We start from the raw sequence: 25101 nt of genomic DNA, 5'->3' as shown, positions 1-25101 counted from the left end.
AGACGCGGACACTGGAGATAAAAAATGGCTAAGAAAAGCGCTATTGAGAAGAACAAGCATCGTCGTCAGCTGGTGAAGAAGTTCGCTGGCCGCCGCGAGCGCCTCCTGGCGGTCGCGAACGATGAGTCGAAGTCCATGGAGGAGCGTTTCGAAGCGCGCCTCAAGCTGGCTGAGCTGCCGCGCAACTCGAGCAAGTCCCGCATCCGCAACCGTTGCGAGATCACGGGCCGCCCGCGCGCTTACTACCGCAAGCTCGGCATGTCGCGCATCGCTCTGCGCGAACTCGGCAACAAGGGCCTGATCCCGGGCCTCGTGAAGTCCAGCTGGTAAGAGGGAGAGCATCATATGATCAACGATCCGTTGGGCGATATGCTCACCCGTATCCGCAACGCGCAGATGCGCCGTCGCGGTACCGTTTCCACCCCTGGCTCGAAGCTCCGTGCCCGCGTTCTTGAGGTTCTCAAGACCGAAGGCTACATCCGCGACTATTCGCAGACCGAGTTCGGCAATGGCCGTACCGAGTTTTCGATCGAGCTGAAGTACTATGACGGTCAGCCGGTGATCCGCTCTATCGAGCGCGTCTCCAAGCCGGGCCGCCGCGTGTATGCTTCCGTCGACACCATGCCTCGCGTGGCCGACGGTCTCGGCATCACCATTCTCTCGACGCCCCAGGGCGTGATGGCTGATCATGAAGCCCGTGAGAAGAACGTGGGCGGCGAAGTGCTCTGCAAGGTCTTCTAAGGCCAGGCATCAGCACAGAACCACGGAGATTCGAAAATGTCACGAGTAGGCAAAAAGCCGGTTCCGGTCCCGTCGGGTGTGACGGCGACCGTTGACGGTCAGATGGTTAAGATGAAGGGCTCGAAGGGCGAACTCTCGTTCCTCGTTCCCGAAGAAGTGTCGGTCGTTCTTCAGGACGGTGCCGTGACGGTGACCCCGCGCGACCAGTCCAAGATCGCTCGCGCCAAGTGGGGCCTCTCCCGCGCTCAGGTTGCAAACCTGGTGCAGGGCGTCGCCAACGGCTTCGAGAAGCGCCTCGAGATCAACGGCGTCGGCTACAAGGCCGCTGTCGCTGGCAAGGTGCTGAAGCTGTCGCTCGGCTACAGCCACGACATCGACTACGAAATCCCGGCCGGCATCACGATCGTGACGCCCAAGCCCACGGAAGTCGTGGTCAGCGGCATCGACAAGCAGAAGGTCGGCCAGGTCGCCGCCGAGATCCGCGAATATCGCGGTCCGGAGCCCTACAAGGGCAAGGGCGTCAAGTATGCTGGCGAATTCATCTTCCGCAAGGAAGGCAAGAAGAAGTAAGGACGACGTATCATGGCTGAGAAAAAAGGCGCTGAAGATCGCCGCAAGGCTCGTGTACGCCGTGCGATCCAGAAAGCAGCGAATGGTCGCCCGCGTTTGTCGGTGTTCCGTTCGTCCAAGCAGATCTATGCCCAGGTTATCGATGACGTGCGCGGCGTGACCGTCGCGTCCGCCTCGACGATCGAGAAGGACCTCAAGGGCAAGCTCAAGACCGGTGCCACCGTCGAGGCGGCAAAGGAAGTGGGCAAGCTCGTCGCCGAGCGCGCAGCTAAGGCTGGCGTGAAGCAGGTGATCTTCGATCGCTCGGGCTACCTCTATCACGGCCGCGTCAAGGCTCTCGCCGACGCAGCCCGTGAAGGCGGTCTGGACTTCTAATTTTAAGACATTCATGAACGGGGCGGGGAGTGGTTTACCTCCCGCCCTGATCGTGCTTTACGGCGGGTATCGTAAAAACCCCTTAGCGAGCGGGCCCGCCGCCCGCGCAAGTGAGAGGTCTCATGGCAAGAGAACCCAGAGAACGTGCTGATCGCGAAGACAGCGAATTCGTGGATCGCCTGGTCCACATCAACCGCGTCGCCAAAGTCGTGAAGGGCGGCCGTCGTTTCGGCTTCGCTGCTCTCGTCGTCGTCGGCGACCAGAAGGGCCGCGTCGGCTTCGGCCACGGCAAGGCTCGCGAAGTTCCGGAAGCGATCCGCAAGGCCACCGACGCTGCGAAGCGCTCGATGATCCGCGTTTCCCTCCGCGAGGGCCGCACCCTGCACCACGACGTGAACGGCCGCCATGGCGCCGGCAAGGTCGTGCTGCGTGCTGCTCCCCAGGGTACCGGCATCATCGCCGGCGGCCCGATGCGCGCTGTCTTCGAGGCAGTTGGCATGCAGGACGTCGTGTCGAAGTCGCTCGGTTCGTCGAACCCCTACAACCTCGTTCGCGCGACGTTCGACGCGCTCAAGAACGAGGACAGCCCGCGCTCCGTGGCTGCTCGCCGTGGCCTGAAGGTCTCGACGCTGCAGGCTCGTCGCCGTGACGCCGATGCGTCCGCCGACGCTGGCGCTGACGCGTAAGGGAGGCTTCGACAATGGCAAAGAAGCCTGCTGCAGCAGCAACAACAATCACCGTTGAGCAGATCGGTTCGCCGATCCGCCGCGAGGGCAAGCAGCGCCAGACGCTGATTGGCCTCAAGCTCAACAAGCTCCATCGCACCTCGACCCTCGAAGACACGCCGTCCGTGCGTGGCATGATCGAGAAGGTCAAGCACCTCGTGCGCGTTGTCGACGGGCAGTGAGGAGAGCGATCATGAAACTGAACGAAATTCGCGATAACGAAGGTTCCACCAAGAACCGCATGCGCGTGGGCCGTGGTATCGGCTCGGGCAAGGGCAAGACCGGTGGCCGCGGCGTGAAGGGTCAGAAGTCCCGTACCGGCGTGTCCATCAAGGGCTTCGAAGGCGGTCAGATGCCTCTGCACCGTCGTCTGCCGAAGCGCGGCTTCAACAAGCCGAACCAGATCGACCTCAACGAGGTCAATGTGGGCCGCATTCAGCAGGCTATCGAAGCCGGCAAGCTCGACAAGGCCGCAACCGTGACCGTCGAGTCACTGGTTGCCGCCGGTGTGGTCTCCAAGCCGCGCGACGGCGTGAAGATCCTCGGCGTCGGCGAGCTCAAGGCAAAGCTTTCCTTCCAGGTCCATGGCGCGTCCAAGTCGGCCGTCCAGGCGATCGAGAAGGCGGGCGGCTCGGTGACCCTCCTGGGCGCCGTTGCACAGGCGTGAGCCTGAGCCCACATTAAGCCAGATCCAAGCGGCGGCCCGCGTCTGATCGCGTGGCCGCCGTTTGTGTGATGTGAGTTATGTAAGTTTCAGTTTGACTGCGCCTCATGAAGGCGCGATCAAGCTCCTGCCTTCCAAGTTTTGCATGGTCCGTGCGGGGATCGTCCTCGCTTTTACGTCGATCATGCCTGGGTATTTCGGGGACGAAAAATGGCTTCAGCAGCCGAGCAACTCGCCGCAAACATCAATTTCGGTTCGATCGCCAAAGCCGAGGAATTGAAGAAGCGCATTTGGTTCACCCTCGGTGCGCTCATCATCTATCGCCTCGGCACCTATATCCCGCTGCCCGGCATCAATCCGGAGGCGCTGGCTCAGAGCTTCCAGAACGCCAGCGGCGGCGTGCTTGGCCTGTTCAACATGTTCTCCGGCGGCGCCGTCGAGCGCATGGCCATCTTCGCCCTGAACATCATGCCCTACATCTCGGCATCGATCATCGTTCAGCTTCTCACCTCCGTTCTGCCCTCCCTCGAGGCGCTCAAGAAGGAAGGCGAGGCCGGCCGCAAGATCCTGAATCAGTACACCCGCTATCTGACGGTCTTCCTGGCCGTGTTCCAGTCCTGGGGCATCGCGGTCGGCCTGCAGAGCTCCGGCAATATCGTGCTGGCACCCGGGCCGTTCTTCCTGATCTCCACGGTCATCACGCTGACCGGCGGCACCATGTTCCTCATGTGGCTGGGTGAGCAGATCACCTCGCGCGGCATCGGCAACGGCACCTCGCTCATCATCTTCGCGGGCATCGTCGCCAACCTGCCGACGGCCATCGCCGGTACCCTCGAGCTCGGCCGTCAGGGTGCGATCTCCACGGGCCTCATCCTCGGCGTGATCGTGATGGCGGTCGCCATCATCTACTTCGTGGTGTTCATGGAGCGCGCGCAGCGCCGTCTGCTCATCAACTACCCGAAGCGCCAGGTCGGCAACCGCATGTACGAAGGCCAGACCTCGTTCCTGCCGCTCAAGCTGAACACCTCGGGCGTCATCCCGCCGATCTTCGCCTCGTCGCTGCTCCTGCTGCCGGCCACCATCGCCAGCTTCCAGACCGGCGCTGATGGCACGGGCATCATCGCCACGCTCACGGCCTATCTCGGCCATGGCCGTCCGGCTTACATGTTCATGTATGCGGCCCTGATCGTATTCTTCGCGTTCTTCTACACGGCCATCGTGTTCAACCCGACCGAGACCGCCGACAACCTGAAGAAGCAGGGCGGCTTCATCCCGGGCATCCGCCCCGGTGAACGCACGGCCGATTTCATCGATCAGGTGTTGACTCGCATCACCGTTCTCGGTGCAGCTTACCTCGTCATCATCTGCCTGATTCCGGAGCTTCTGGTCTCGTATGCGGCCCTGCCATTCTACTTTGGCGGCACTTCGCTTCTGATCGTCGTGTCTGTTACCATGGACACGGTTGCTCAGGTGCACGGCCATTTGCTGGCTCATCAGTATGAAGGCCTCGTCAAGAAGGCGAAGCTCAAGGGCGGGCGCCGGCGGTAAAAAAGATCGGGTCTCCCGCAGGGCAATGCGGGAGGTTCTCTGAGTTGTGAGGGGATAAGTCTATGAGGATCATCCTGCTGGGGCCGCCTGGGGCCGGTAAAGGGACCCAGGCTGTGCGTCTGGTCGAGCGCCTGGGGATTCCCCAGCTGTCGACTGGCGATATGCTCCGTGCAGCGGTGGCTGCCGGCACGCCGGTCGGCCTCAAGGCCAAGGCCGTCATGGACAGGGGCGATCTGGTGTCCGACGACATCGTCGTCGGCATTATCGCCGACCGGATCGAAGAGGCCGACGCCAAGAAGGGCTTTATCCTCGACGGCTTTCCCCGGACGGTGGCCCAGGCCGAATCCTTCGATTCCATGCTGGCCGAGAAGGGCCTCAAGCTCGACGCCGTGATCGAATTCAAGGTCAACGAGGGCGAGCTGGTTGACCGCATCGTCAAGCGCGCCAAGGAAACCGAGGCTCGCGGCGAGCAGGTCCGCAAGGACGATAATCCTGAAGTGTTCAAGACCCGTCTCGAGGCCTATCGGACCCAGACGGCGCCTCTGTCCTCCTATTATGAGGGCAAGGGCATGCTGAAGACCGTCGACGGCATGAAGCCGATCGATGAAGTGACTGATGCGGTTAGGGGAATTCTCGGCCGCTGAAGGGCAGGGGGCTTGACGCCTGGGGTAAAACCCGTTAGGGCCATGCCTCTTGCACAAGGACCTGCATGTCCAGAGGGTTTCGTGAGAAACCTCTCTGGCTTGTTGTGTTTGCAATAAACCCGCGCAGGGACCGGCCTCCACCGGACGCGCGATAAGCATCAACCGAAGCCTATGGCTTCGCCACATGGAGATGAACGATGGCCCGTATAGCAGGCGTCAACATTCCGACCGCTAAGCGCGTTGTGATCGCGCTTCAGTACATCCACGGCATTGGAGCCAAGAAGGCTCAAGAGATCATCGAGAAGGTCAACATCCCGGCCGAGCGCCGCGTGAACCAGCTGACCGACGCCGAAGTTCTGGCCATCCGCGAAACCATCGACCGCGACTACATCGTGGAAGGTGATCTTCGCCGTGAAGTGTCCATGAACATCAAGCGCCTCATGGATCTCGCCGCCTACCGCGGTCTTCGTCACCGTCGCAGCCTGCCGACCCGCGGCCAGCGCACGCACACGAACGCCCGTACCCGCAAGGGCAAGGCGAAGCCGATCGCCGGCAAGAAGAAGTAAGAATTCATCGGCCACCCAGCCCGGGTGGCCCTTTCTCCCGAGCGCCTGGCATGACGGGCGCGTTTGAAGGACCAGTAGAATGGCAAAAGAAGCGACCCGCGTCCGCCGCCGCGAACGTAAGAACATCGTCTCCGGCGTGGCGCATGTGAACGCCTCGTTCAATAACACCATGATCACCATCACCGACGCCCAGGGCAACACGATCTCGTGGTCCTCGGCCGGCGCGATGGGCTTCAAGGGCTCGCGTAAGTCGACCCCGTACGCTGCACAGGTTGCCGCCGAAGACGCCGCCCGCAAGGCTGCCGAGCACGGCATGCGCACCCTCGAGGTCGAAGTGTCGGGTCCCGGCTCCGGCCGTGAGTCCGCGCTCCGTGCCCTCCAGTCGGCAGGCTTCACCGTCACCTCGATTCGTGACGTGACGCCGATCCCGCACAACGGCTGCCGCCCGCGCAAGCGTCGCCGCGTCTAATACAAGATCATCCGGCGCGTGGGCCACGGCCCGCGCGCATTCCGGTTTAGGGCCGGCTTTGACGCCGCCCGTCGAGCGGTACCTCAAGAGGTGTGGTTGTGATCCAAAAGAACTGGCAAGAGCTGATTAAGCCGAACAAGCTCGAAGTCGCCCCCGGTGACGATCCGAAGCGCATTGCGACGGTCGTGGCCGAGCCGCTCGAGCGTGGTTTCGGCACGACGCTCGGCAACTCGCTGCGTCGCGTTCTCCTGTCGTCGCTCCAGGGCGCCGCAGTGACGTCGATTCATATCGACGGCGTGCTGCACGAGTTCTCGTCGATCCCGGGCGTCCGCGAGGACGTGACGGACATCGTCCTGAACGTGAAGTCCATCGCCATCAAGATGCAGGGCGAGGGCCCGAAGCGCATGACGCTTCGCAAGACCGGACCCGGCGTCGTTACCGCCGGTGACATCAACACGGTCGGCGACGTGCAGATCCTGAACCCCGAGCATGTTCTCTGCACCCTCGACGAGGGCGCCGAGATGCGCATGGAGTTCACGGTCGATACCGGCAAGGGATATGTTCCCTCCGAGCGCAACCGCGCTGAAGATGCTCCGATCGGCATGATCCCGGTCGACTCGCTCTACAGCCCGGTGAAGAAGGTGTCGTACCGCATCGAGAACACCCGCGAGGGCCAGATTCTCGACTACGACAAGCTCATCATGACGGTCGAGACCAACGGCGCCGTGACCCCTGAAGATGCCGTGGCTTATGCCGCCCGCATCCTGCAGGACCAGCTCCAGGTCTTCGTGAACTTCGAAGAGCCCCGCAAGGAAGAGACGGCTGCCGCTGCTCCGCAGCTGCCGTTCAACCCGGCGCTCCTCAAGAAGGTCGACGAACTCGAGCTGTCGGTCCGTTCGGCAAACTGCCTGAAGAACGACAACATCGTCTATATCGGTGACCTCATCCAGAAGTCCGAGGCGGAAATGCTCCGCACCCCGAACTTCGGCCGCAAGTCGCTCAACGAGATCAAGGAAGTTCTCGCCGGCATGGGCCTTCACCTCGGCATGGACGTGCCGGGCTGGCCGCCGGAGAACATCGAAGACCTCGCGAAGCGCTTCGAAGAGCACTACTAAGAATTCCGAAGCCGCCCTTCACCAGTTGGGCGGCTTCGATCCACCCCGTCGGAGAACCGGCGGTAATTAAGAGAGACGGCCGTACCTTGGCACGGCGGCCGGAAGATTTAGGAGAAAGCCAATGCGTCACGGATTCCGTGGTCGTCGCTTCAACCGCACGACCGAGCACCGCAAAGCAATGTTCGCCAACATGGCGGCTGCGCTGATCAAGCACGAGCAGATCGTCACCACCCTCCCGAAGGCCAAGGACCTCCGTCCGGTCGTCGAGAAGCTGATCACGCTGGGCAAGCGCGGCGACCTGCATGCCCGCCGTCAGGCCATGTCGCAGCTGCGCGACGAAGCCATGGTCAAGAAGCTGTTCGCCGTTCTCGGCGCTCGCTACAAGGACCGCAACGGTGGCTACACCCGCGTCCTGAAGGCCGGCTTCCGCTTCGGTGACAACGCCCCGATGGCTGTGATCGAGTTCGTCGACCGCGACGTCGATGCGCGCGGCCAGGACTCTGGTCCGACCCAGAAGGTCGAGATCATCGAGGCCGCTGAGTAATCAGCTTAAGGCTTATCGAATTTCATCAAGGGCGGTCCTTCGGGCCGCCCTTTTTGCTTGTGGGTTGAAGCACCAGATAGACAACGCTGAAACTTGGTGTTTCTTGCGCTGCGTAGAGCATCGGACCCAAAAGTGGATTTGCACTTTTGGGATCAATCCGATGCTCCATAGTTTGATGAACGCATCGTTCGGGGCGGAAAACCGGGTCCACTTTTCCGCACGATGCGTTATCGATTGTTGCCGTTGTTGAAGGGATTCGCCGTCATGCGCTTTTCTCCGTTCCGCCTGTCGATCATCGCTGTTGCCCTGGCTCTCGGGGCAGGGGGAGCGACAGCCCAGACGCAGCGGGTGGTGCCCGAGAGCAAGGCGCAGGTTCAGCTCTCCTTCGCACCCATCGTGCGTCAGACGGCGGGGGCTGTGGTCAATGTCTATGCCAGCCGCTCGGTCCGCCGTCAGAACACGGCCATGGAAGAGTACTTCCGCCGCTTCTTCGGTGACGATGCGCCGAGAGGACCGCGCGGGCGCTCGCAGAACTCCCTGGGTTCGGGCGTGATCGTCGATGCCTCCGGCCTCGTGATCACCAACAACCACGTCATCGAGAATATGAACGAGGTGAAGGTGGCGCTCGCCGACAGGCGCGAGTTCGAGGCGGACATCCTGCTGCGCGATTCCCGCACGGACATCGCCGTGCTGAAGCTCAAAGACGCCACGAACCTTCAGGCTGTCGAGCTGGGCGACTCGGAGGCTCTTCAGGTGGGCGACATCGTACTCGCCATCGGCAACCCCTTCGGCGTCGGTCAGACAGTCACGCAGGGCATCGTCTCGGCTCTGGCGCGCACGCAGGTCGGCATTTCCGACTACCAGTTCTTCATCCAGACAGATGCCGCCATCAATCCCGGTAATTCAGGCGGCGCGCTCATCGACATGAACGGCCGGGTGGTGGGCATCAACACGGCCATCTATTCGCGTTCCGGCGGCAGCATCGGCATCGGCTTCGCAGTTCCCTCCAGCATGGTCCGTGTGGTGCTGAATTCTGCCAGGGGCGGTGCGCGCAATGTGGTGCGGCCTTGGCTCGGCGCGCGGCTACAGCCGGTCGATGGCGACATCGCCACCGGCCTCGGGCTCGAGCGCCCGACCGGCGTTCTCGTCACCTCCGTCTACGACAAGGGGCCCGCCGCCGAGGCCGGCCTGAAGCGGGGCGACGTGATCCTCTCGGTGGATGGCCAGACGGTCGATAATCCGGATTCCTTCGGCTATCGCTACACCCTCAAAGGCACGCAGGGGCAGGCTCCGCTGACGGTGCTGCGCAGCGGCAAGCAGAGCACGCTCCAGGTCAAGCTCACGCCTCCGCCGGAAACGCCTGCCCGTGAGCCGGTGCGTGGGCGCGCCCGCACGCCGTTTGCAGGCGCCACCCTGGTCAATATCTCGCCGGCGGTGGCCGACGAGCTTCAGATCGAGGTGGCGGACGAGGGCGTGGTGATCTCTGATCTCGAGGAGCGCAGCGTGGCCGCGAGCGTGGGCTTCGAGAAGGGGGACCTGATCGTTGCCGTCAACGGTGAGCGCCTGGCCTCGACCAAGGACGCCGAGCGCCAGATCGAGCGTGCCAGCGGCTATTGGGAAATCACGGTCAATCGCGGAGGCCGCGTCTTCACGACGGTTCTCGGGCGATGAACGCCTGGACGGTCTCCAACACGCTTTCACCGGCAGAGATCGATACGGCTTACCGCTGGATCGCGACGGAAAGCTATTGGGGCAAGGAACAGCCGCGTTCGTTCTTCGAGCGTTCGGTGGAGAACTCCTTGTGCTTTGCCCTGCGCGATGCCGAGGATGAGCTTCGCGGCTTCGCCCGCGTTGTGACGGACAAGGCCACCTTCGCCTATCTCTGCGATGTCTTCGTCTGCGCCGGCACGCGCGGGCAGGGGGCAGGCAAGGCGCTGATCGGCGCCATCATGGAGCATCCCGAGCTTCAGGACATGCGCCGCTGGATGCTCGCCACCCGAGATGCGCATGGGCTTTACGCGCAGTATGGCTTTTCGCCCCTGGAAAACCCTGAAAGGCTCATGCAGCGACTGGACCCGGACGTCTATGCGCGCCTAAGCTCCTTACCCTCATGAGCGACCTGTTTTCATCCGCCGGTCTCGACCAGAACGCACCCAGGCCCCTAGCCGACAGGATGCGGCCTCAGAAGCTGTCCGAAGTCGTCGGCCAGGATCATCTCGTCGGGCCCGACGGCATCCTGACCCGGCTCATCGCTTCGAAGTCCCTCGGCTCCCTGATCTTCTGGGGACCGCCCGGCACTGGCAAGACCACGGTGGCGCGGCTGCTCGCCCATGAGACGGAGCTGCATTTCGACCAGATCTCCGCGATCTTCTCCGGCGTCGCCGATCTGAAGAAGGTGTTCGAGACCGCCCGGCATCGCCGGTCCACGGGCAAGGGCACGCTGCTCTTCGTGGATGAGATCCATCGCTTCAACCGCGCCCAGCTCGATGCCTTTCTGCCCGTCATGGAAGACGGCACGATTACCCTGGTGGGAGCGACCACTGAGAACCCGTCTTTCGAGCTGAACGCGGCGCTTCTGTCCCGCGCCCGCGTGCTTCTGTTCAAGTCGCTCGACGAGGAAGCGATCGCGAAGATCCTCGCGCGCGCCGAGGAGATCACGGCTAAGAAGCTGCCGCTCGATGAGGAGGCGTGCGCTTCCCTCGTGCGCATGGCCGATGGCGACGGGCGGGCCGTGCTGACACTGGCGGAAGAAGTCTGGCGCTCGGCCAAGCCCGACGAGATTTTCGACGCGGAGCAGTTGCAGGAAATCATCCAGCGCCGCGCGCCGATCTACGACAAGGGGCAGGAGGGGCACTACAACCTCATCTCCGCGCTTCACAAGACCGTTCGTGGCTCCGATCCCGATGCGGCTCTTTATTACCTAACCCGCATGCTCGATGCCGGCGAGGATCGCCTCTTCATCGCCCGCCGCTTGGTGCGCATGGCGGTGGAAGATATCGGCCTTGCCGACCCTCAGGCCCTGGTCATCGCCAACGCCGCGAAGGACGCCTTCGACTTCCTGGGTTCTCCCGAGGGTGAACTCGCGCTAGCCCAAGCGGCAGTCTATCTCGCCACCGCGCCGAAATCGAACGCGGTCTACAATGCCTACAAGGCCGCGACCAGGATGGCGAAAGAGCATGGTTCGCTCATGCCGCCACGAACGATCCTCAATGCGCCGACCAAGCTCATGAAGAAGATCGGGTACGGCGATAACTACCGCTACGATCACGACGAGCCGGATGCGTTCTCGGGCCAGGATTACTGGCCGGAGAAACTGGGGCGGCAACATTTCTACGAGCCCGTGGATCGAGGCTTCGAACGCGAGGTGAAGAAGCGTCTCGATTGGTGGGAAAAGCTCCGCCGGGAGCGGCGTGACGAGGACGAGTCGAAATAAGACATGAAGGCCTATCTTATCGTATTCCTCGGTGCCGGAATTGGCGGAGCGCTTCGTCATGGCGTGAATGTCGGTTGTGCGCGCTACTGCGGCACGGCGTTGCCCTATGGCACCCTGATGGTGAACATCGTGGGCTCCTTCCTTATGGGCGCGCTCGCCGGATGGCTGGCCTTCAAGGCAGGCGAGGGATGGAGCCAGCCCCTGCGCCTCTTTCTGACCACAGGGATCCTCGGCGGCTTCACGACCTTCTCGGCGTTCTCCCTCGATGCAGTGCTGTTGTGGGAGCGAGGGCAGATGGGGGAGGCGCTCGGCTATGTGACGGTTTCCGTGCTTCTCTCCATCGCAGGCTTGGTTGCCGGTTTGATGCTAGTGAGACAATTGGCCGGATAGCCTCATGTCTGCTCAATGAGGCTCTACATCCCATCCTTCCTCGCGCAGACGCTCCAAGTAGTCCTGAAGTGTCCGCCCTGGCTCGGGCTTGAAGATGTCGCCCAACACATCAACCGACAGCATCCGGTCCAGGCGAAAAGCCCGAAAATCCTGACGCAACTCGCACCATGCGGTCAGTGTCCAGGCGTGGCCCCATGCTTCTAGGCCTAAAGGCCTCACGGTCCTGTCCGATGCCTCGCCCATAGCATCTGCATAATTCAATCCGATCTTATGTCGCGTCCGTAAGGCGTGCCGGATGAGTGCCAGACGCTCACGCTCGCTATCCTTCAAGTGCAGGCCGAAGGCACGCAGATCCTGGCGTTGAAGCTCGATCCTCCGGTCGTTTCCGATCACGGCGTCGACCTTAGCAAGAACCTCTTCTGCCGCTTGCGCCAGCTCTTTGTCAGCCCAAGCCTTAACAAGCTTCGCGCCCAATGCGAGGGCCTGGAGCTCCGGGACGGAGAAAGAGAGAGGGGGGAGCAGCATCGCTCCTCGAAGGACGTAACCAATGCCTCTCTCGCCTTCGATGGGAACCCCCGAGGCGATAAGGGCGTCGATGTCACGATAAATGGTGCGGACCGATACTTCGAGCTGCTCGGCGATGTCATGGGCTGTCCGAAGCCGTCCGCCCCGGAGCATCTGTACGATATCGAAGAGCCGGTCCGCGCGCCGCATGGCTTAGCTGGAATGAGCGATGGTGTGATGAGCCATCTTCGCCGAGGTCATATCGATCATGCCGCAGAAGGGCTGTGCGGCTGGAATCGTATGAAATGTCTCAGCGGCCTTTTGGGCGCTGGCATCGTCGGCCCACTCGCAGACATCGATCCAGTTGCCGTCTTGTCCCTTCGCTAGCCGCCTGCGGATAAAGCCTGGCATGGCCTTTACCACGTTGCTGGCGTCATTGGCGGCGCGGATAAAAGCTGCCTCGTCAGTTCCGGGCTGGAGCGAAAAGGTCACGGTTTCGAGGACGTGGGATTTCATGGAAGGATCCTTGTGCAGGTTGCTGAGGCCTGCACCCATAGGATTAGCCAACTGACAGCGTTGTGTCAGTTGTCCGTAGGTCATGGGAGCAAGGATTTTTTGAATGCTGCCCTTTTAGCTTCGATTGCCGCCAAGGCGGCGCTCTGGTACCCACGATCTCATGAGAAAAAGTAATTCAGGACAGAATGGAGCCCGAGGCGGGCGGTCTGGCGCGCGGCAGGGCTTCCGCTCGCGCGAGGACAGGCCTGCCCGCAAGGGGCCTCCAAAGGCGGCTTCCAAGGGGCCTTCGAAGAGTGCGTCGGCGAAGCCGCGCAGCGCCAAGCCGGCAGCTAAGGGCCGCCCCGAGGAGGCGCGGCGCGAGCGCCAAAGCGCCAAGGCACCGGCACGAGCTGTAGAGGCACGTCGCGAGAGGCCTGCGACCAAGACCCCGTCGCGCCCCGCGGCGGAGGCTCCGCAAAAGCCCACGCGGGCTCAGGCTAGGGCCGAGGCTCAGGAGGTTCTGGCGACGGGCGTGCAGACGCTCGTGGTCGAGCCCGATGAGGCGGATATGCGCGTCGACCGCTTCCTGGTCGCGCGCTCCCCGCAACTCGCCTTCACGCATATCCAGCGCATCGTCCGCAAGGGCGAGTTGCGTGTCGACGGAAAGCGGGCGCAGCCCAACGAGCGGCTCACCGCCGGGCAGAAAGTGCGTATTCCGCCGCTGAAGCTCGACCAGCCGCGTCCGGTTTCGCGCAACAGCGCGAAGGACCAGGGCGATCTCGAATTCCTGAAGTCCATCACGCTCTATGAGGACAAGGACGTTCTCATCATCAACAAGCCGATGGGGCTTGCGGTGCAGGGCGGCTCGGGCACCACGCGTCACGTGGATGGCCTGCTTGAATGCATGCGCGATGCGGAAGGGCAGAAGCCGCGCCTCGTGCATCGCCTCGACAAGGACACGGCGGGCTGTCTCGTCATCGCCAAGACGCGCTTCGCCGCGTCCACCATGGCGAAGTCTTTCCGTGCACGCACCACACGCAAGATCTATTGGGCGTTGGTCGCTGGCGTGCCGCGCGTGCGCCAAGGCCGCGTTTCGACCTATCTCGCCAAGGAAGGCGACGAGGGTGATTCCCGCATGCGCGTTGCGCGCCACGGCGATGAGGGGGCAAGCCACGCGCTGACCTATTACGCCATCATCGACACGGCGGCACATAAGCTCGCGTGGCTGTCGCTGAAGCCGGTGACCGGACGCACGCACCAGCTGCGCGCACACACGGCGCATATCGGGCATCCGATCGTGGGCGATCCCAAGTATTTCGACATCGAGAACTGGGAATTGCCGGGCGGCATCCAGAACAAGCTGCATCTGCTCGCACGACGCATCGTGATCGCGCATCCGCGCACGGGCAAGCCCATCGATGTAACCGCGCCGCTGCCGCCGCACATGCAGCAGAGCTTCAACCTGCTCGGCTTCGATACGAGCCAGTACGATCCTATCGTCGAAGCGCCCGAGGAGTAATTCGGGCTATCTCTCTTTCGATATCCTCCTTGTCGCACTTTTGCCGTGGGCTCAGCGCACCATTTCATGTCTCTGTCATCCGTGAGGGTTACAGAGACATTGGCAAGGAGGGGATCGATGGAACACAAAGATCTCGACTATCTCCGTAGCGTAGCCGACGTTCAACCAAAGCCTCTCTCCCGGCAGGAGCGGCTGGACCGGTGGATCAGCCTTCTCGAGCGCGATCCGGCACGACGTCTGAACTCCCTTGGCGAAATCGAATACAAGCCGCCGGCAGAGCGGGCTCTGGTGCGGGAGGACAACTCTGCCCTGACTGTCGCCTATGACGACCCGATTCTCCGGGCGGATGGGCTTGCAAGCGACAGGCTCGGCGATGCCATGCGGTATTTCGGGCTCTCCGACGGACAGGCGCATTACGCCTTGTGCTCATGCCTCAGCGGGCATACGGCGGAATCCGGTGCCTTCGCTCGGCGCTTGCGCAACTCCACAAGCGACGCTGCCTGGCAGCAGGCCGTCGGTGCCTGGGCTCTGGCAGGATTGGCGGTGGGCCTGCCGGCTCTCGTCTATCTGCTGCGCTGAGCGGCAGGCGACATACTCTCACGACCGGGGACAGCAATGCATTCCCCGGTCGATGCCGTTTGACTGCCGCCTCAGGCTCGACGATGAATGGCGAAGCTGCAAGCGCGCAAAAGGCCTTCGACCATGCTTCACATCGAGCCCGTAACCCTCGCGACCGACCGGCTTGTCTTACGTCCTTTGAGCCTCGATGACGTGCCCGCGCTCGGCGCGGCCGCGAGCGACGGCAATCAATGGGAGAAGAAGACGACCACGGTGCCGAAGCCCGAGGGCTTCGAGGAGTACGTGCAAAAGGCTCTCGACCTTCAGGCCGCAGGGCTCGCGCTTCCTTTCGCGACCGTGGTGAAGGACGGCAACCGGGTCGTGGGTTCGACGCGGTACATGAACATCGACGCCGCCAATCATCGTGTGGAGATCGGCACAACCTGGATCGCAAAATCCTGGCAGCGCACCTTCGTGAATACGCATGCGAAGTTCCTCATGCTCCGGCATGCCTTCGAGGTTCTGGGCTGCAACGCGGTCGAGATCCGCACCCACTCGCAAAACGACCAATCCCGCGCCGCCATCGAGCGACTGGGCGCGAAGCTCGACGGCATCCTGCGTCGCCACATGATCATGCCCGATGGGCACATCCGCGATACGGCTGTCTACAGCATCCTCCGAGAGGAATGGCCCGAAGTGAAGGCGCGTCTGGAGAAGCGGCTGGAGCGTTAGCCTCCCAAGCGTGGCTGTTTCCGGAACGCGCCCGGCGGCGTAACGTTGTCCCCGATGATGTGAATCGATGGAGTGAGAGCATGGGCAGCGCCGTTCGCGACAATACGACCGGTCATCGCTTCGAGCTTGAGCGGAACGGTCATCTCGCATTCGCGACCTACGAGCGCCAGGGGGGAAACCTTGTCATCCGGTATGTTGAGGCTGCTCCGCCTCTACGCGGCACAGGAGCTGCCGACGAGCTGATGCGCGGCGTTGCCGAGATCGCCCGCGCCGAGGGGCGCACGATTACGCCTCTCTGCGGCTACGCTTACACGTGGCTGCGTCGTCACAAGGATTATCACGACCTTCTGAACTGATAAGCTCCCTTCCTCTAAAGGGTGTGCTTTTTCGCCGTACTGCGGACTGCGTCAAAAACGACTACAGGTCGAACTTCATCGATAAGAAACGAAGTTCGCCAAGGGGGCGTCCGTGACCAATGTGATCGAGAAAGCAAGACAGCTCTTGCGCAGGAAGAGTGTGGCCATTGCCGCCGCCGTCGTCGCCCTGGCGGTGGTCGCCGCCGCTATATCCGTACCGTTCTTCGTCTCCGAGAAGGTCAACGAGATCGCCTATTCCGAGTTCTCGCGTGAGCTTGAGGCCGGAAAAGTTCGCAAGGTTCAGGTGCAGGACGGTGGCTTGGCCGTTTGGTACGCGGACCAGTCTGCTTTCGTGCGTCTTCCGACCTCTCTGCTGACGGCCCAGACCGTCGATCGGGCAACGGCTGCCGGTGCGCAGGTGGAGTTCAAGAAATCCGGCATCGACGCCTCTTATGCGGCGAGCTTCGTGATTTCCCTCATCATGGTGGCGGCGGTGCTGGCGCTCGTCGCCGTGCAAGTGGATTTCAAACCGACGAACCGCTGGCCGCGCGCGGTCAGGAACGTACCCGACCGCTTCGATGACGTGGCGGGCCAGGAAGAGCCTAAAGCCGAGCTTCAGGAGGTGATCGCCTTCCTGCGCGACGCGGAAGCGTTCGAGAAGGTGGGTGCCCGTGTTCCGCGAGGCGTGCTGATGGTTGGGCCGCCCGGAACGGGCAAGACCCTGATCGCAAAGGCGCTTGCGGGCGAGGCCGGAGTTTCCTTCATGGCCGTCTCTGGCAGCGATTTCTCCGCTCCTCTCATCGGCATCGCCAAGAGCCGCGTGTCCAAGCTGTTCGAGCAGGCGCGCAGGCGTGCGCCCTGCCTGATCTTCATCGACGAGATTGATGCCATCGGACGCAAGCGCGGCGGTGGCGGATCGGCGGCGGATCGCGAATTCGAGTCGACGCTGAACCAGCTTCTCGTCGAAATGGATGGCTTCAACAGCACCTCGGGCGTGATCGTGATCGGCGCAACGAACCGGGTCGATGTGCTCGATCCCGCGCTGCTGCGCCCCGGACGCTTCGACCGTCAGGTGCATATCGGTCTTCCCGACATCACGGGCCGCGAGGCGATCCTCACTGTCCATGCACGCAACATGAAGCTCGCCTCCGGTGTCGATCTGGCTTCCGTCGCTCGGGGAACGCCAGGCTTCTCCGGGGCCGATCTCGGCAACCTCATCAACGAGGCCGCGATTTTCGCGGCACGCGACGGTGTGACGGTGATCGGGCGCGACCATCTGGAATCCGCGCGCAACAAGATCATCATGGGGCTGGAGCGCCGGTCGCTCGTCATCACCAGCGAGGAGCGCAGGCTCGTGGCCGTGCACGAGGCGGGGCATGCTCTCTGCGCCTGCCTGACGCCGGGCTCGGACAAGGTGCATAGCGCCACCATCATCCCGCACGGCCAAGCGCTCGGCCTCGTCATGCGCCTGCCGGAGAACGACCGCTACTGCATCCCCGTGGAGAAGCTCGAGGCCGATCTCATTGTTGCCATGGGTGGCCGCGCGGCGGAGGAGGTGGTTTTCGGCGCCCGTAAAGTGACGACGGGTGCGGCAAGCGATATCGCGCACGCCACCAACATTGCGACCCGCATGGTCACCGAATGGGGCATGAGCCCCACCATCGGCATGGTGAAGGTGGCGCGCTCAGGCGAAAGCTTCCCGCGTGAGGTCGAGCAGGAAATCCGCCGGATCATCGAGGAGATGTATGCGGCGGCAAAGGCCTGCATCGAGGATAACCGCGACGCGCTGGACGCTCTGACCGAGGCGCTCCTCGATCACGAGACCATCGAGGGGGACGAGGTTCGCAGGATTGTTGCTGTGAACGAGACGAAGCTGGCGGCGGCCTGATCGGCCTCAGTCGTCGGTCAATGGCGCGTTGATCGTGCAGACGACCCCTTTAGGCGCGAAGTCGATCTCCACGGAGCCGTTCAGCTCCTGAGCCAGGCTCCGCTCGATGAGCCGTGTGCCGAAGCCGCGTTGCTTCGGCGTGGCGACGGTCGGGCCATCCGTTTCGGTCCATTCCATTCTGAGATGAGGTACACCTGCCTCCTCCAGAATGGTCCAGGTTATGGCGATGCAGCCTTTTGCATTCGACAGCGCCCCATACTTGACCGCATTCGTTCCGAGTTCCTGAATCGCCATGGCGATGGCAAGGGCGATGCGCGGCGGCAGGCGAATGTCGGGGCCGGAGACCTTGAAGCGCTCGCCGCCATGGTTCTGGAATGGTGCGATGGCCTGCTGCACCACTTCGCGCAAATAGGCACCGTCCCAATTCTCGCGGGTCAATACGTCATGGGCACGGGAGAGGGCGAACAAGCGCCCCTCGACGGCATCGCGAGCCTCCTCGGCCGTCCTCGCATTTCGCAAGCTCTGGATCGCGATGGATTGTACGGTGGAGAGCGTGTTCTTCACGCGATGGTTGAGTTCGTTGATCAGCAGCTGTTGGTGTTCTTCGGCTCTCTTGCGATCCGTAATGTCCAGGGCCACGCCGACGGTACGGCCCGGCTTGCCGTTCTCGATATCCTTCAACTCCGCACGCAGAAGCAGCCAGCGTTGCGAGCCGTCAGGCCAGATGATTTCCAGCTCTGTCTCCGCATGGCAGTCTCCACGCGCAAGCGCTTCCGCCGCTGCCTGCCGAATTTTTTCCCTCCCACCGGGAGCATAGCGGCTTCTGATCTCTGCTGACGTCGGGGAGATGCCGGGCTCAAAGCCGAGCAGGCGGTTCAGCTCCGGAGATGAGTGAATCGTATCCGTGGCTATATCAGTTTCCCAGATGGCCATGCGGCCTGCGTCGATGGCCAAGCGCAATCTCGCCTCGCTCTCGGCAAGAGCGGCTTGCGAGCGCTTGGACTCCGTCAGGTCGGCGGCAAGCACGTAGAAACCGGCAATGCTGCCGTCGTCGCGTCGGTCAGGAATGTACTCCGATCTGATGAACCTCAAACCGGTCGGAAACTGTGCCCACCACTCGTGTCCGGCCCGCTCTCCATTCAGAACCGCATCGATGTAAGGGCGCACCCGTTCATAAGTTTTATCGCCGACCGCTTCCCACAAAGAGAGCCCGTATAGGCTCTCCGGCGTGCGCCCGAACCAGGTCGTGTAAGCCTTGTTGTTGAAGCGATAGCGCTGGCCGGCATCCACATAGGCGATCAAGGCAGGAAGATTGTCGGCGATCTGCCGAAGCTGCTTCTCACTCGCCCGGGCTCTCGTTTCGCTCTCGCGCAAGCGTTTCTCGCTCGCCTGGAGAGAGCTGCGTGAATCCTCCAGCGTCTCGATGCGGGCATTGGCGGATGACATATTCCGAGCATGTTCGCGGCCGAGGGCTTCGTGCCGGACGGCTGTCGCCTCGGACAGGATGCCTTGGTCACTCAGCCTTGCGCGCAGCTCCTGGTTGTCGCGCTCCAGCTTTTCGAGGCGTTGCAGCAGGGTCTCAGTGTCCTGGGAGGCAGGCTTGTTCATATTCTCATTGTGCCGTGCGAGCTTAGCTAGGTCTGTTGAAGATAGGGCTCCGTCGGCGGGGAGCGATACCATAAATGTAAACGCTCAAGCGGGATTTAAGAGCGACCGCGAATTCATGTCGAACATGGCCCAAGCCTTCTGGCGGCGGGCGGGTTTATTGAATATGGTGCCGCTTCATAAGAAGGGGCTCGCGTAATGAAGCGTATTCTTCAGGCTGCCATCGTGGTTGGCATCGGACTCTTGGCGACGGCCTGCGACAAGTGCGGCAACTGGAACCTCAACACTCCGCAGTTCTGCCGCGGTTCCGCCCCGCAGGGCTAAAGCCACGCAGGAGCCATCCTTGAAGCTCGTTCTTTTCGATGTCGACGGTACGCTGGTCGACAGTCAGAACATCATTGCGGCCTCCATCCGTGGGGCCTACCAGGCCTATGACATGGAGCCGCCGAGCCGGGAGCGCTCGCTCTCCATCGTCGGCCTGTCCCTTGTCGAGGCCTTCACGGTACTCGCTGGTCCCAAGGCGCCGGTCGAGGGTCTGGCCCAGGCCTACAAAGATGCCTACAACGTCCTGCGCCTCGACCCGGCCAATGATGCGCCGCTCTTTCCAGGAGCGGGCGAATGCATTGAGGGCCTGAAAGCTCGGGACGATGTTCTGATCGGTCTTGCCACGGGCAAGTCGCGGAGAGGCGTCACGATGCTGATCGAGCGCCATGGCTGGGAGGGCGTGTTCGCCACGACCAAGACGGCTGACGATGCTCCGTCGAAGCCGCATCCGGGCATGATCCTGCAGGCCATGGAAGAGCTGGGCATCGCGCCGGAAGACACCATGATGATCGGCGATTCCAGCTACGACATGGGTATGGCGCGCGCCGCCGGGGCACTGCCGGTCGGCGTCTCCTGGGGCTTCCAGCCGGTCACGGCACTGAACGAGGCGGGGGCGGCCCGCATCGTCGACAGTTATGCCGGGCTCGAACCTGTGCTGGCGTCCTTCCTGTCCCAACCCTCGTATCTTTCCGCCTGAGCGCCTATTTCTTCCCCATGACAGATTCCCGTGACTGGTTCCCCGGCCAAGACGAGCCGAACCCCATGCGAGCGGCTCAAGCCGGCATGAAGCCCACGTTGCCCAAGCGCTTCTACAAGGAGGCGGGAGTTGAGGAGCGCGATGGGCTTTTCCATCTGACCCTCGACGGACGCGTAGCCAGGACGCCTGGCAAGCAGGCCCTGGCCGTGCCGTCCCGTGCGCTTGCCGAGGCGATGGCCCGGGAATGGACGGAGCAGGGGGGCGAGATCGACCCCGCCACGATGCCGATCACCCGGATCGTCAATTCTGCCATCGACGGCGTCACGCCTCGGCAGGCGGAGGTGGCGGAGGATCTCGTGCGCTATGCGGGCTCCGACCTCACCTTATACCGGGTGAGCGAACCCGCGCGGCTCGTCCAGTCTCAGGACATTGCCTGGAATCCGGTTCTCGACTGGGCCAAGGAGGCGCACGGCGCACGCTTCACGCTCGCGGAAGGCGTGATGCATGTGACGCAGCCGGACGAGGCGATTGATGCCGTACGGGCTGTGATCGAGCGGATCGATTCTCCCTTCGCGCTCGCGGCCCTTCACGTGATGACCACGCTGTCCGGCTCCGTGCTGATCGCATTGGCCCATGCGCTCGGGCCCTTCGAGGCCGATCAGGCCTGGGCGGCCGCCCATGTGGATGAGCTTTATCAGGAGAGCGTCTGGGGCGAAGATTATGAGGCCATGGAGCGTCGCCGCAAGCGCGAGGCCGATTTCCGGGCCGCGTCCGAAGTTTTTCGGCTGCTTCGCGCCTGAATAGTTGGAAAGCCGCCGGTGTAGGGGCAGACCGGCGGCTTTCCGTGTGGCAATCAGCTTTTTACGCACGCCTGAAGCTGATGCCGCACTTCTTGCGAACCGAGGCTTCCTCGATGGCCTGCATCTGGCCTCTGAGATTCGCGAGTTCGGCGGTCTTGGCATTGTCTCCACCCACGAAGAATGCGGCCGGCCAGAAGATGACCAGGGCGGCGGTGGTGGCAACCACGTCACGGGTATGCTGAGAATCCTGGGCGCCGGCAGCCGCCGCGGCAGCCGAGCTGACGCGCTGGGCCTCCAGGCTCAGGTCGCGGCAGCTATAGCTCGAATAGGCGGCGGACGAGACATAGGACGCCGTTACGCTTTCCGAACGGCTGGCACAGCCGGCGGCGGTCAGGGAGAGAGCCGCAGCAAGAGCGGCGAAGGTATGGATGGTCTTCATGGAGCTGTCCTCAGCAATGTTATTGCGTGATGAAAGCTAGAGCTGTGGGCTCTCCCGTGAAGTATTGGCAATGTGCTGTGGAACACACGCCGTAAGTGGCATTTTGGGGCGCGTATGGCTGTGCTAAGCGGAAGGCCACGATTTTCCCGGGCACCAGGGACCACCCATGAAAGACATTCTCGAACGGCTTGAAGAGCGGCGGGCCCAGGCCCGCCTCGGCGGCGGCGAAAAGCGCATCGAGGCGCAGCACGCCCGGGGCAAGCTCACGGCGCGGGAGCGCATCGAGCTTCTTCTCGACAAGGGCTCGTTCGAGGAGTTCGACATGTTCGTCGAGCACCGCTCCACCGATTTCGGCATGGACAAGGCCAAGATCCCAGGCGACGGCGTCGTGACCGGCTGGGGCACGGTGAACGGCCGCACTGTCTTTGTCTTTGCCAAGGACTTCACGGTGTTCGGCGGCTCGCTCTCCGAATCCCATGCCCAGAAGATCACCAAGATCCAGGACATGGCCCTGAAGATGCGCGCTCCCATCGTCGGCCTGTTCGATGCGGGCGGCGCGCGCATCCAGGAAGGCGTGGCGGCGCTCGGCGGCTATGGCGAGGTATTCAAGCGCAACGTGATCGCCTCGGGCGTCATCCCGCAGATCTCGGTGATCATGGGTCCATGCGCGGGCGGCGACGTCTACTCGCCTGCCATGACCGATTTCATCTTCATGGTGCGCGACCGCTCCTACATGTTCGTCACCGGCCCTGACGTGGTGAAGACCGTCACCAACGAGACAGTGACCTCGGAGGAACTCGGCGGCGCGAAGGTGCATACCACCAAGTCGTCCGTGGCCGATGGCGCCTATGACAATGACGTGGAAGCGCTGCTTCAGGTTCGCCGCCTCATCGACTTCCTGCCCGCCAACAACATGGACGGCGTGCCGGAAATCCCGAGCTTCGACGATCCGAACCGGGTGGATGACAGCCTCGACACCCTGATCCCGGACAATCCTAACAAGCCCTACGATATGAAGGAGCTGATCCAGAAGGTCGTGGACGAAGGCGATTTCTTCGAGATACAGGAATCCTACGCCCGGAACATCATCACCGGCTTCGCACGCATCGAAGGCCGCACGGTGGGATTCGTGGCCAACCAGCCGATGGTACTCGCAGGCGTTCTCGACTCTGACGCGTCCCGCAAGGCAGCGCGCTTCGTGCGTTTCTGCGATGCGTTCAACATTCCCATCGTCACCTTCGAGGACGTGCCGGGCTTCCTGCCGGGCACCGCGCAGGAATATGGCGGCCTCATCAAGCACGGCGCGAAGCTGCTCTTCGCCTATTCCGAAGCCACCGTGCCGCTGGTGACGGTGATCACGCGCAAAGCCTTCGGCGGCGCCTATGACGTGATGGCCTCAAAGCATATCGGCGGCGACATCAACTACGCCTGGCCCACCGCGCAGATCGCGGTCATGGGCGCGAAAGGCGCGGTCGAAATCATCTTCCGCCAGGACATCGGTGACGCGGACAAGATCGCCGCCCGCACCAAGGAATACGAAGACCGCTTCATGTCCCCCTTCGTCGCCGCCGAGCGCGGCTACATCGACGAAGTGATCATGCCGCATTCCACACGCCGCCGGATCGCGCGAGCCTTGGCGCTGCTGCGCCATAAGGAGACGGAGCGTCCGTGGAAGAAGCACGACAACATTCCGCTGTGACCATGTCAGTTCCCTGCAACCGTTCCTGGGTGGCGAATGCCATCCAGATCATCGAGGCGGATTTCAATCGCTCGTCGGATACGCATCTGTTGCAGGTGCCGCTACCGGCGGTGCCGGGGATTTCGCTTTATCTGAAGGATGAATCTACGCATCCGTCGGGGAGCCTCAAGCATCGGCTGGCGCGCTCGCTGTTTCTTTATGGGTTGTGCAACGGCTGGATCGGGCCGGAGACGACGATCATCGAGGCCTCGAGCGGATCGACGGCGGTGTCGGAGGCGTATTTCGCGCGCATGCTGGGGCTTCGCTTCATCGCCGTGATGCCGCGCTCCACGTCGGCGGAAAAGATCGCGCAGATCGCGTTCTACGGCGGCGAGAGCCATTTCGTGGATTCTCCTGCCGCCATGTACGAGGAGAGCGCGCGTTTGGCGCGTGAGCTCAACGGTCATTACATGGACCAGTTCACCTATGCCGAGCGGGCGACCGACTGGCGCGGCAACAACAACATCGCGGAATCCATCTTCAGCCAGATGGCGCATGAGGAATATCCGATCCCGAGCTGGATCGTGGTGGGCGCGGGCACCGGTGGTACCTCGGCGACGCTTGGGCGCTATATCCGCTATCGCCGCCTGCCGACGAAGCTGTGTCTCGCCGATCCGGAAGCATCCGTGTTCCACCGGCATTTGGCTGATCGCAGCGTTTGCACCGTGTCCAATCCGCCCTCCGTCGTCGAAGGCATCGGGCGTCCGCGCTGCGAGCCGTCCTTCGTGCCCGAACTCATCGACCGGGCCTATGCGGTGCCGGATGCCGCGAGCATCGCGGCGGCGCGCGTTCTCTCGCGCCGCATCGGCCGCTCCTGCGGCGGTTCCACCGGCACCAATCTCTGGGCCGTAGCGCAGATCGTCGGCGAGATGGTGCAGAGGGGAGAGAAGGGGTCCGTCGTGACGCTCCTGTGCGATTCCGGCGACCGCTACCGCTCCACGCATTACGATGACGCTTGGCTGGAGCAACGCGGCATCGACATCAAGCCTGCCGAGGAAGCTATGGAGCGCTTCTTCGAAGCCGGGGTTCTACGGGTTTCTTAAGATCGCCTCGGGCACGGACAGGTCCGGCAACTCATTGCGCGCCTCGTTGAACGGTCGTTCGGCGAGGCGCTTTTTATTCGCCATTCATAATCGGCACGGATGGGAGCCAAGGTCATTCAAGCGTAGCCCGAGCTTCGACATGGGGTGTCATCCTAGCAGCGACCGCAACTGTGGATGGGATCAAATTCAGTTTGAAATCATTCTAGACTGCAATAGACTATAATTGTTCTAAATTGGCTCGCCACGCTCCCGCTGGGGGCGATCATGGAGACAAAGATGGCCAACAACTCCTCTGCTGCCTGCGCAAGCTGCCGCTTCTACGACGATCATAAGCTCAATGATGCCGTTGCCCAGAATGACCGGGGCCTCTGCCGCTACAACCCGCCGGTCAACCAGCCCGACGCGCAGGGCCATGGCCTGTGGCCGGTCGTCGATAGCAAGGATTGGTGCGGCCACTTCTCTCCCGAGCAGTTCCCCGGCGAGTAATTCGCGCGCTAATGCCAACAGGGCCGGCGTTGACCGGCCCTGTTGGCTTTTCGCTGAGATGACTTCTTCTTGGGCGCTACTTCTGCTGCCCGAACCATTTCACAAGCAGGCTCAGGTCTGTCTGCGACAGGCC

General features: G+C 62.6%; 32 protein-coding genes. 28 read left to right on the top strand and 4 right to left on the bottom strand.

What is annotated here, in order from left to right; translation table 11 throughout:
- The first annotated feature begins 24 nt into the window (after window positions 1–24).
- From rpsN to crcB, 17 genes are all read left to right on the top strand, one after another.
- Window positions 25–330 carry a 30S ribosomal protein S14 gene (gene rpsN, locus MHY87_RS00155; RefSeq protein ID WP_239348369.1) on the top strand — a complete coding sequence of 102 codons (306 nt, stop codon included), beginning with the start codon at window positions 25–27 and terminating at the stop codon, window positions 328–330.
- A gap of 15 nt (window positions 331–345) precedes the next feature.
- Window positions 346–741, top strand: a complete 396-nt coding sequence (gene rpsH / locus MHY87_RS00150) for a 30S ribosomal protein S8 (RefSeq protein WP_239348368.1) — start codon at window positions 346–348, stop codon at window positions 739–741.
- A 36-nt stretch (window positions 742–777) separates the two neighbouring features.
- Window positions 778–1311, top strand: coding sequence for a 50S ribosomal protein L6 (rplF, locus tag MHY87_RS00145; RefSeq protein ID WP_239348367.1), 534 nt, complete (start codon window positions 778–780; stop codon window positions 1309–1311).
- 12 nt (window positions 1312–1323) lie between these two features.
- Window positions 1324–1686: a 50S ribosomal protein L18 gene (gene rplR, locus MHY87_RS00140; protein ID WP_239348366.1), complete on the top strand. Its 363-nt coding sequence runs from the start codon at window positions 1324–1326 to the stop codon at window positions 1684–1686.
- Window positions 1687–1808: 122 nt separating this feature from the next.
- Window positions 1809–2372, top strand: a complete 564-nt coding sequence (gene rpsE / locus MHY87_RS00135) for a 30S ribosomal protein S5 (protein WP_239348365.1) — start codon at window positions 1809–1811, stop codon at window positions 2370–2372.
- Window positions 2373–2386: 14 nt separating this feature from the next.
- Window positions 2387–2593 (top strand): 50S ribosomal protein L30, encoded by a 207-nt coding sequence (gene rpmD / locus MHY87_RS00130; RefSeq protein WP_239348364.1) that lies wholly within the window; start codon window positions 2387–2389, stop codon window positions 2591–2593.
- An 11-nt stretch (window positions 2594–2604) separates the two neighbouring features.
- Window positions 2605–3078 (top strand): 50S ribosomal protein L15, encoded by a 474-nt coding sequence (gene rplO / locus MHY87_RS00125; protein ID WP_239348363.1) that lies wholly within the window; start codon window positions 2605–2607, stop codon window positions 3076–3078.
- 207 nt (window positions 3079–3285) lie between these two features.
- Window positions 3286–4623 carry a preprotein translocase subunit SecY gene (secY, locus tag MHY87_RS00120; RefSeq protein ID WP_239348362.1) on the top strand — a complete coding sequence of 446 codons (1338 nt, stop codon included), beginning with the start codon at window positions 3286–3288 and terminating at the stop codon, window positions 4621–4623.
- A 62-nt stretch (window positions 4624–4685) separates the two neighbouring features.
- The gene (locus tag MHY87_RS00115) at window positions 4686–5267 is read left to right on the top strand and encodes an adenylate kinase (RefSeq protein WP_239348361.1); all 582 of its coding nucleotides are present in this window, start codon (window positions 4686–4688) and stop codon (window positions 5265–5267) included.
- A 197-nt stretch (window positions 5268–5464) separates the two neighbouring features.
- The gene (gene rpsM, locus MHY87_RS00110) at window positions 5465–5833 is read left to right on the top strand and encodes a 30S ribosomal protein S13 (RefSeq protein ID WP_239348360.1); all 369 of its coding nucleotides are present in this window, start codon (window positions 5465–5467) and stop codon (window positions 5831–5833) included.
- A 79-nt stretch (window positions 5834–5912) separates the two neighbouring features.
- A complete protein-coding gene (rpsK, locus tag MHY87_RS00105; RefSeq protein WP_091136316.1) occupies window positions 5913–6302 on the top strand; it encodes a 30S ribosomal protein S11 in 390 nt (129 codons plus the stop codon).
- Between the two features lie 92 nt (window positions 6303–6394).
- Window positions 6395–7417, top strand: a complete 1023-nt coding sequence (locus MHY87_RS00100; RefSeq protein ID WP_239348359.1) for a DNA-directed RNA polymerase subunit alpha — start codon at window positions 6395–6397, stop codon at window positions 7415–7417.
- 121 nt (window positions 7418–7538) lie between these two features.
- On the top strand, window positions 7539–7961 hold the full coding sequence (gene rplQ / locus MHY87_RS00095) for a 50S ribosomal protein L17 (RefSeq protein ID WP_239348358.1): 423 nt from the start codon (window positions 7539–7541) through the stop codon (window positions 7959–7961).
- 264 nt (window positions 7962–8225) lie between these two features.
- Window positions 8226–9632: a DegQ family serine endoprotease gene (locus tag MHY87_RS00090; RefSeq protein WP_239348357.1), complete on the top strand. Its 1407-nt coding sequence runs from the start codon at window positions 8226–8228 to the stop codon at window positions 9630–9632.
- On the top strand, window positions 9629–10075 hold the full coding sequence (locus MHY87_RS00085; RefSeq protein ID WP_239348356.1) for a GNAT family N-acetyltransferase: 447 nt from the start codon (window positions 9629–9631) through the stop codon (window positions 10073–10075). Before MHY87_RS00090 ends, MHY87_RS00085 begins: the two co-directional genes overlap by 4 nt.
- The gene (locus MHY87_RS00080) at window positions 10072–11394 is read left to right on the top strand and encodes a replication-associated recombination protein A (RefSeq protein ID WP_239348355.1); all 1323 of its coding nucleotides are present in this window, start codon (window positions 10072–10074) and stop codon (window positions 11392–11394) included. Before MHY87_RS00085 ends, MHY87_RS00080 begins: the two co-directional genes overlap by 4 nt.
- A 3-nt stretch (window positions 11395–11397) precedes the next feature.
- On the top strand, window positions 11398–11784 hold the full coding sequence (gene crcB / locus MHY87_RS00075; protein WP_239348354.1) for a fluoride efflux transporter CrcB: 387 nt from the start codon (window positions 11398–11400) through the stop codon (window positions 11782–11784).
- 12 nt (window positions 11785–11796) lie between these two features.
- Here crcB and MHY87_RS00070 read toward each other — a convergent pair whose 3' ends face one another.
- Window positions 11797–12498 (bottom strand): YafY family protein, encoded by a 702-nt coding sequence (locus MHY87_RS00070; RefSeq protein ID WP_239348353.1) that lies wholly within the window; start codon window positions 12496–12498, stop codon window positions 11797–11799.
- Between the two features lie 3 nt (window positions 12499–12501).
- Entirely contained in the window at window positions 12502–12804 is a 303-nt protein-coding gene (locus tag MHY87_RS00065; protein ID WP_239348352.1) for an antibiotic biosynthesis monooxygenase, read from the bottom strand.
- Window positions 12805–12964: 160 nt separating this feature from the next.
- Between MHY87_RS00065 and MHY87_RS00060 the strand changes: the two genes are divergently transcribed.
- The 5 genes from MHY87_RS00060 to ftsH all read left to right on the top strand — a co-directional run bounded on the left by MHY87_RS00060 (window position 12965) and on the right by ftsH (window position 17836).
- The gene (locus tag MHY87_RS00060; RefSeq protein WP_239348351.1) at window positions 12965–14302 is read left to right on the top strand and encodes an RluA family pseudouridine synthase; all 1338 of its coding nucleotides are present in this window, start codon (window positions 12965–12967) and stop codon (window positions 14300–14302) included.
- A gap of 117 nt (window positions 14303–14419) precedes the next feature.
- Window positions 14420–14881, top strand: a complete 462-nt coding sequence (locus MHY87_RS00055; protein WP_239348350.1) for a hypothetical protein — start codon at window positions 14420–14422, stop codon at window positions 14879–14881.
- Between the two features lie 87 nt (window positions 14882–14968).
- Window positions 14969–15592, top strand: coding sequence for a GNAT family N-acetyltransferase (locus tag MHY87_RS00050; RefSeq protein WP_370644800.1), 624 nt, complete (start codon window positions 14969–14971; stop codon window positions 15590–15592).
- A gap of 80 nt (window positions 15593–15672) precedes the next feature.
- Complete coding sequence (locus MHY87_RS00045; RefSeq protein ID WP_239348349.1) at window positions 15673–15948, top strand: GNAT family N-acetyltransferase; 276 nt, start codon at window positions 15673–15675, stop codon at window positions 15946–15948.
- 112 nt (window positions 15949–16060) lie between these two features.
- On the top strand, window positions 16061–17836 hold the full coding sequence (gene ftsH, locus MHY87_RS00040) for an ATP-dependent zinc metalloprotease FtsH (RefSeq protein WP_239348348.1): 1776 nt from the start codon (window positions 16061–16063) through the stop codon (window positions 17834–17836).
- Between the two features lie 6 nt (window positions 17837–17842).
- Here ftsH and MHY87_RS00035 read toward each other — a convergent pair whose 3' ends face one another.
- Entirely contained in the window at window positions 17843–19444 is a 1602-nt protein-coding gene (locus MHY87_RS00035) for a sensor histidine kinase (RefSeq protein ID WP_239348347.1), read from the bottom strand.
- Between the two features lie 195 nt (window positions 19445–19639).
- Here MHY87_RS00035 and MHY87_RS18645 point away from each other — a divergent pair, with 195 nt between their 5' ends.
- The 3 genes from MHY87_RS18645 to MHY87_RS00025 are packed head-to-tail and all read left to right on the top strand — an operon-like array spanning window position 19640 to window position 21262.
- The gene (locus tag MHY87_RS18645; protein ID WP_255726077.1) at window positions 19640–19765 is read left to right on the top strand and encodes a hypothetical protein; all 126 of its coding nucleotides are present in this window, start codon (window positions 19640–19642) and stop codon (window positions 19763–19765) included.
- A gap of 19 nt (window positions 19766–19784) precedes the next feature.
- Window positions 19785–20462 (top strand): HAD-IA family hydrolase, encoded by a 678-nt coding sequence (locus MHY87_RS00030; RefSeq protein WP_239348346.1) that lies wholly within the window; start codon window positions 19785–19787, stop codon window positions 20460–20462.
- 17 nt (window positions 20463–20479) lie between these two features.
- Complete coding sequence (locus MHY87_RS00025) at window positions 20480–21262, top strand: ATP12 family chaperone protein (RefSeq protein WP_239348345.1); 783 nt, start codon at window positions 20480–20482, stop codon at window positions 21260–21262.
- Between the two features lie 61 nt (window positions 21263–21323).
- Here the strand turns inward: MHY87_RS00025 and MHY87_RS00020 are convergent, their stop codons facing one another.
- Window positions 21324–21701 (bottom strand): hypothetical protein, encoded by a 378-nt coding sequence (locus MHY87_RS00020; RefSeq protein ID WP_239348344.1) that lies wholly within the window; start codon window positions 21699–21701, stop codon window positions 21324–21326.
- A gap of 166 nt (window positions 21702–21867) precedes the next feature.
- Between MHY87_RS00020 and MHY87_RS00015 the strand changes: the two genes are divergently transcribed.
- The 3 genes from MHY87_RS00015 (at window position 21868) to MHY87_RS00005 (ending at window position 24968) form a co-directional block, all read left to right on the top strand.
- The gene (locus MHY87_RS00015) at window positions 21868–23400 is read left to right on the top strand and encodes an acyl-CoA carboxylase subunit beta (protein WP_239348343.1); all 1533 of its coding nucleotides are present in this window, start codon (window positions 21868–21870) and stop codon (window positions 23398–23400) included.
- Between the two features lie 2 nt (window positions 23401–23402).
- The gene (locus tag MHY87_RS00010; protein ID WP_239348342.1) at window positions 23403–24482 is read left to right on the top strand and encodes a PLP-dependent cysteine synthase family protein; all 1080 of its coding nucleotides are present in this window, start codon (window positions 23403–23405) and stop codon (window positions 24480–24482) included.
- Between the two features lie 276 nt (window positions 24483–24758).
- The gene (locus MHY87_RS00005) at window positions 24759–24968 is read left to right on the top strand and encodes a hypothetical protein (protein ID WP_239348341.1); all 210 of its coding nucleotides are present in this window, start codon (window positions 24759–24761) and stop codon (window positions 24966–24968) included.
- The last annotated feature ends 133 nt before the right edge of the window (window positions 24969–25101 follow it).

The sequence above is a fragment of the Microvirga sp. ACRRW genome, assembly GCF_022346925.1.
Lineage (GTDB): Bacteria > Pseudomonadota > Alphaproteobacteria > Rhizobiales > Beijerinckiaceae > Microvirga.
This window is presented reverse-complemented; position numbering and strand designations above follow the sequence as displayed.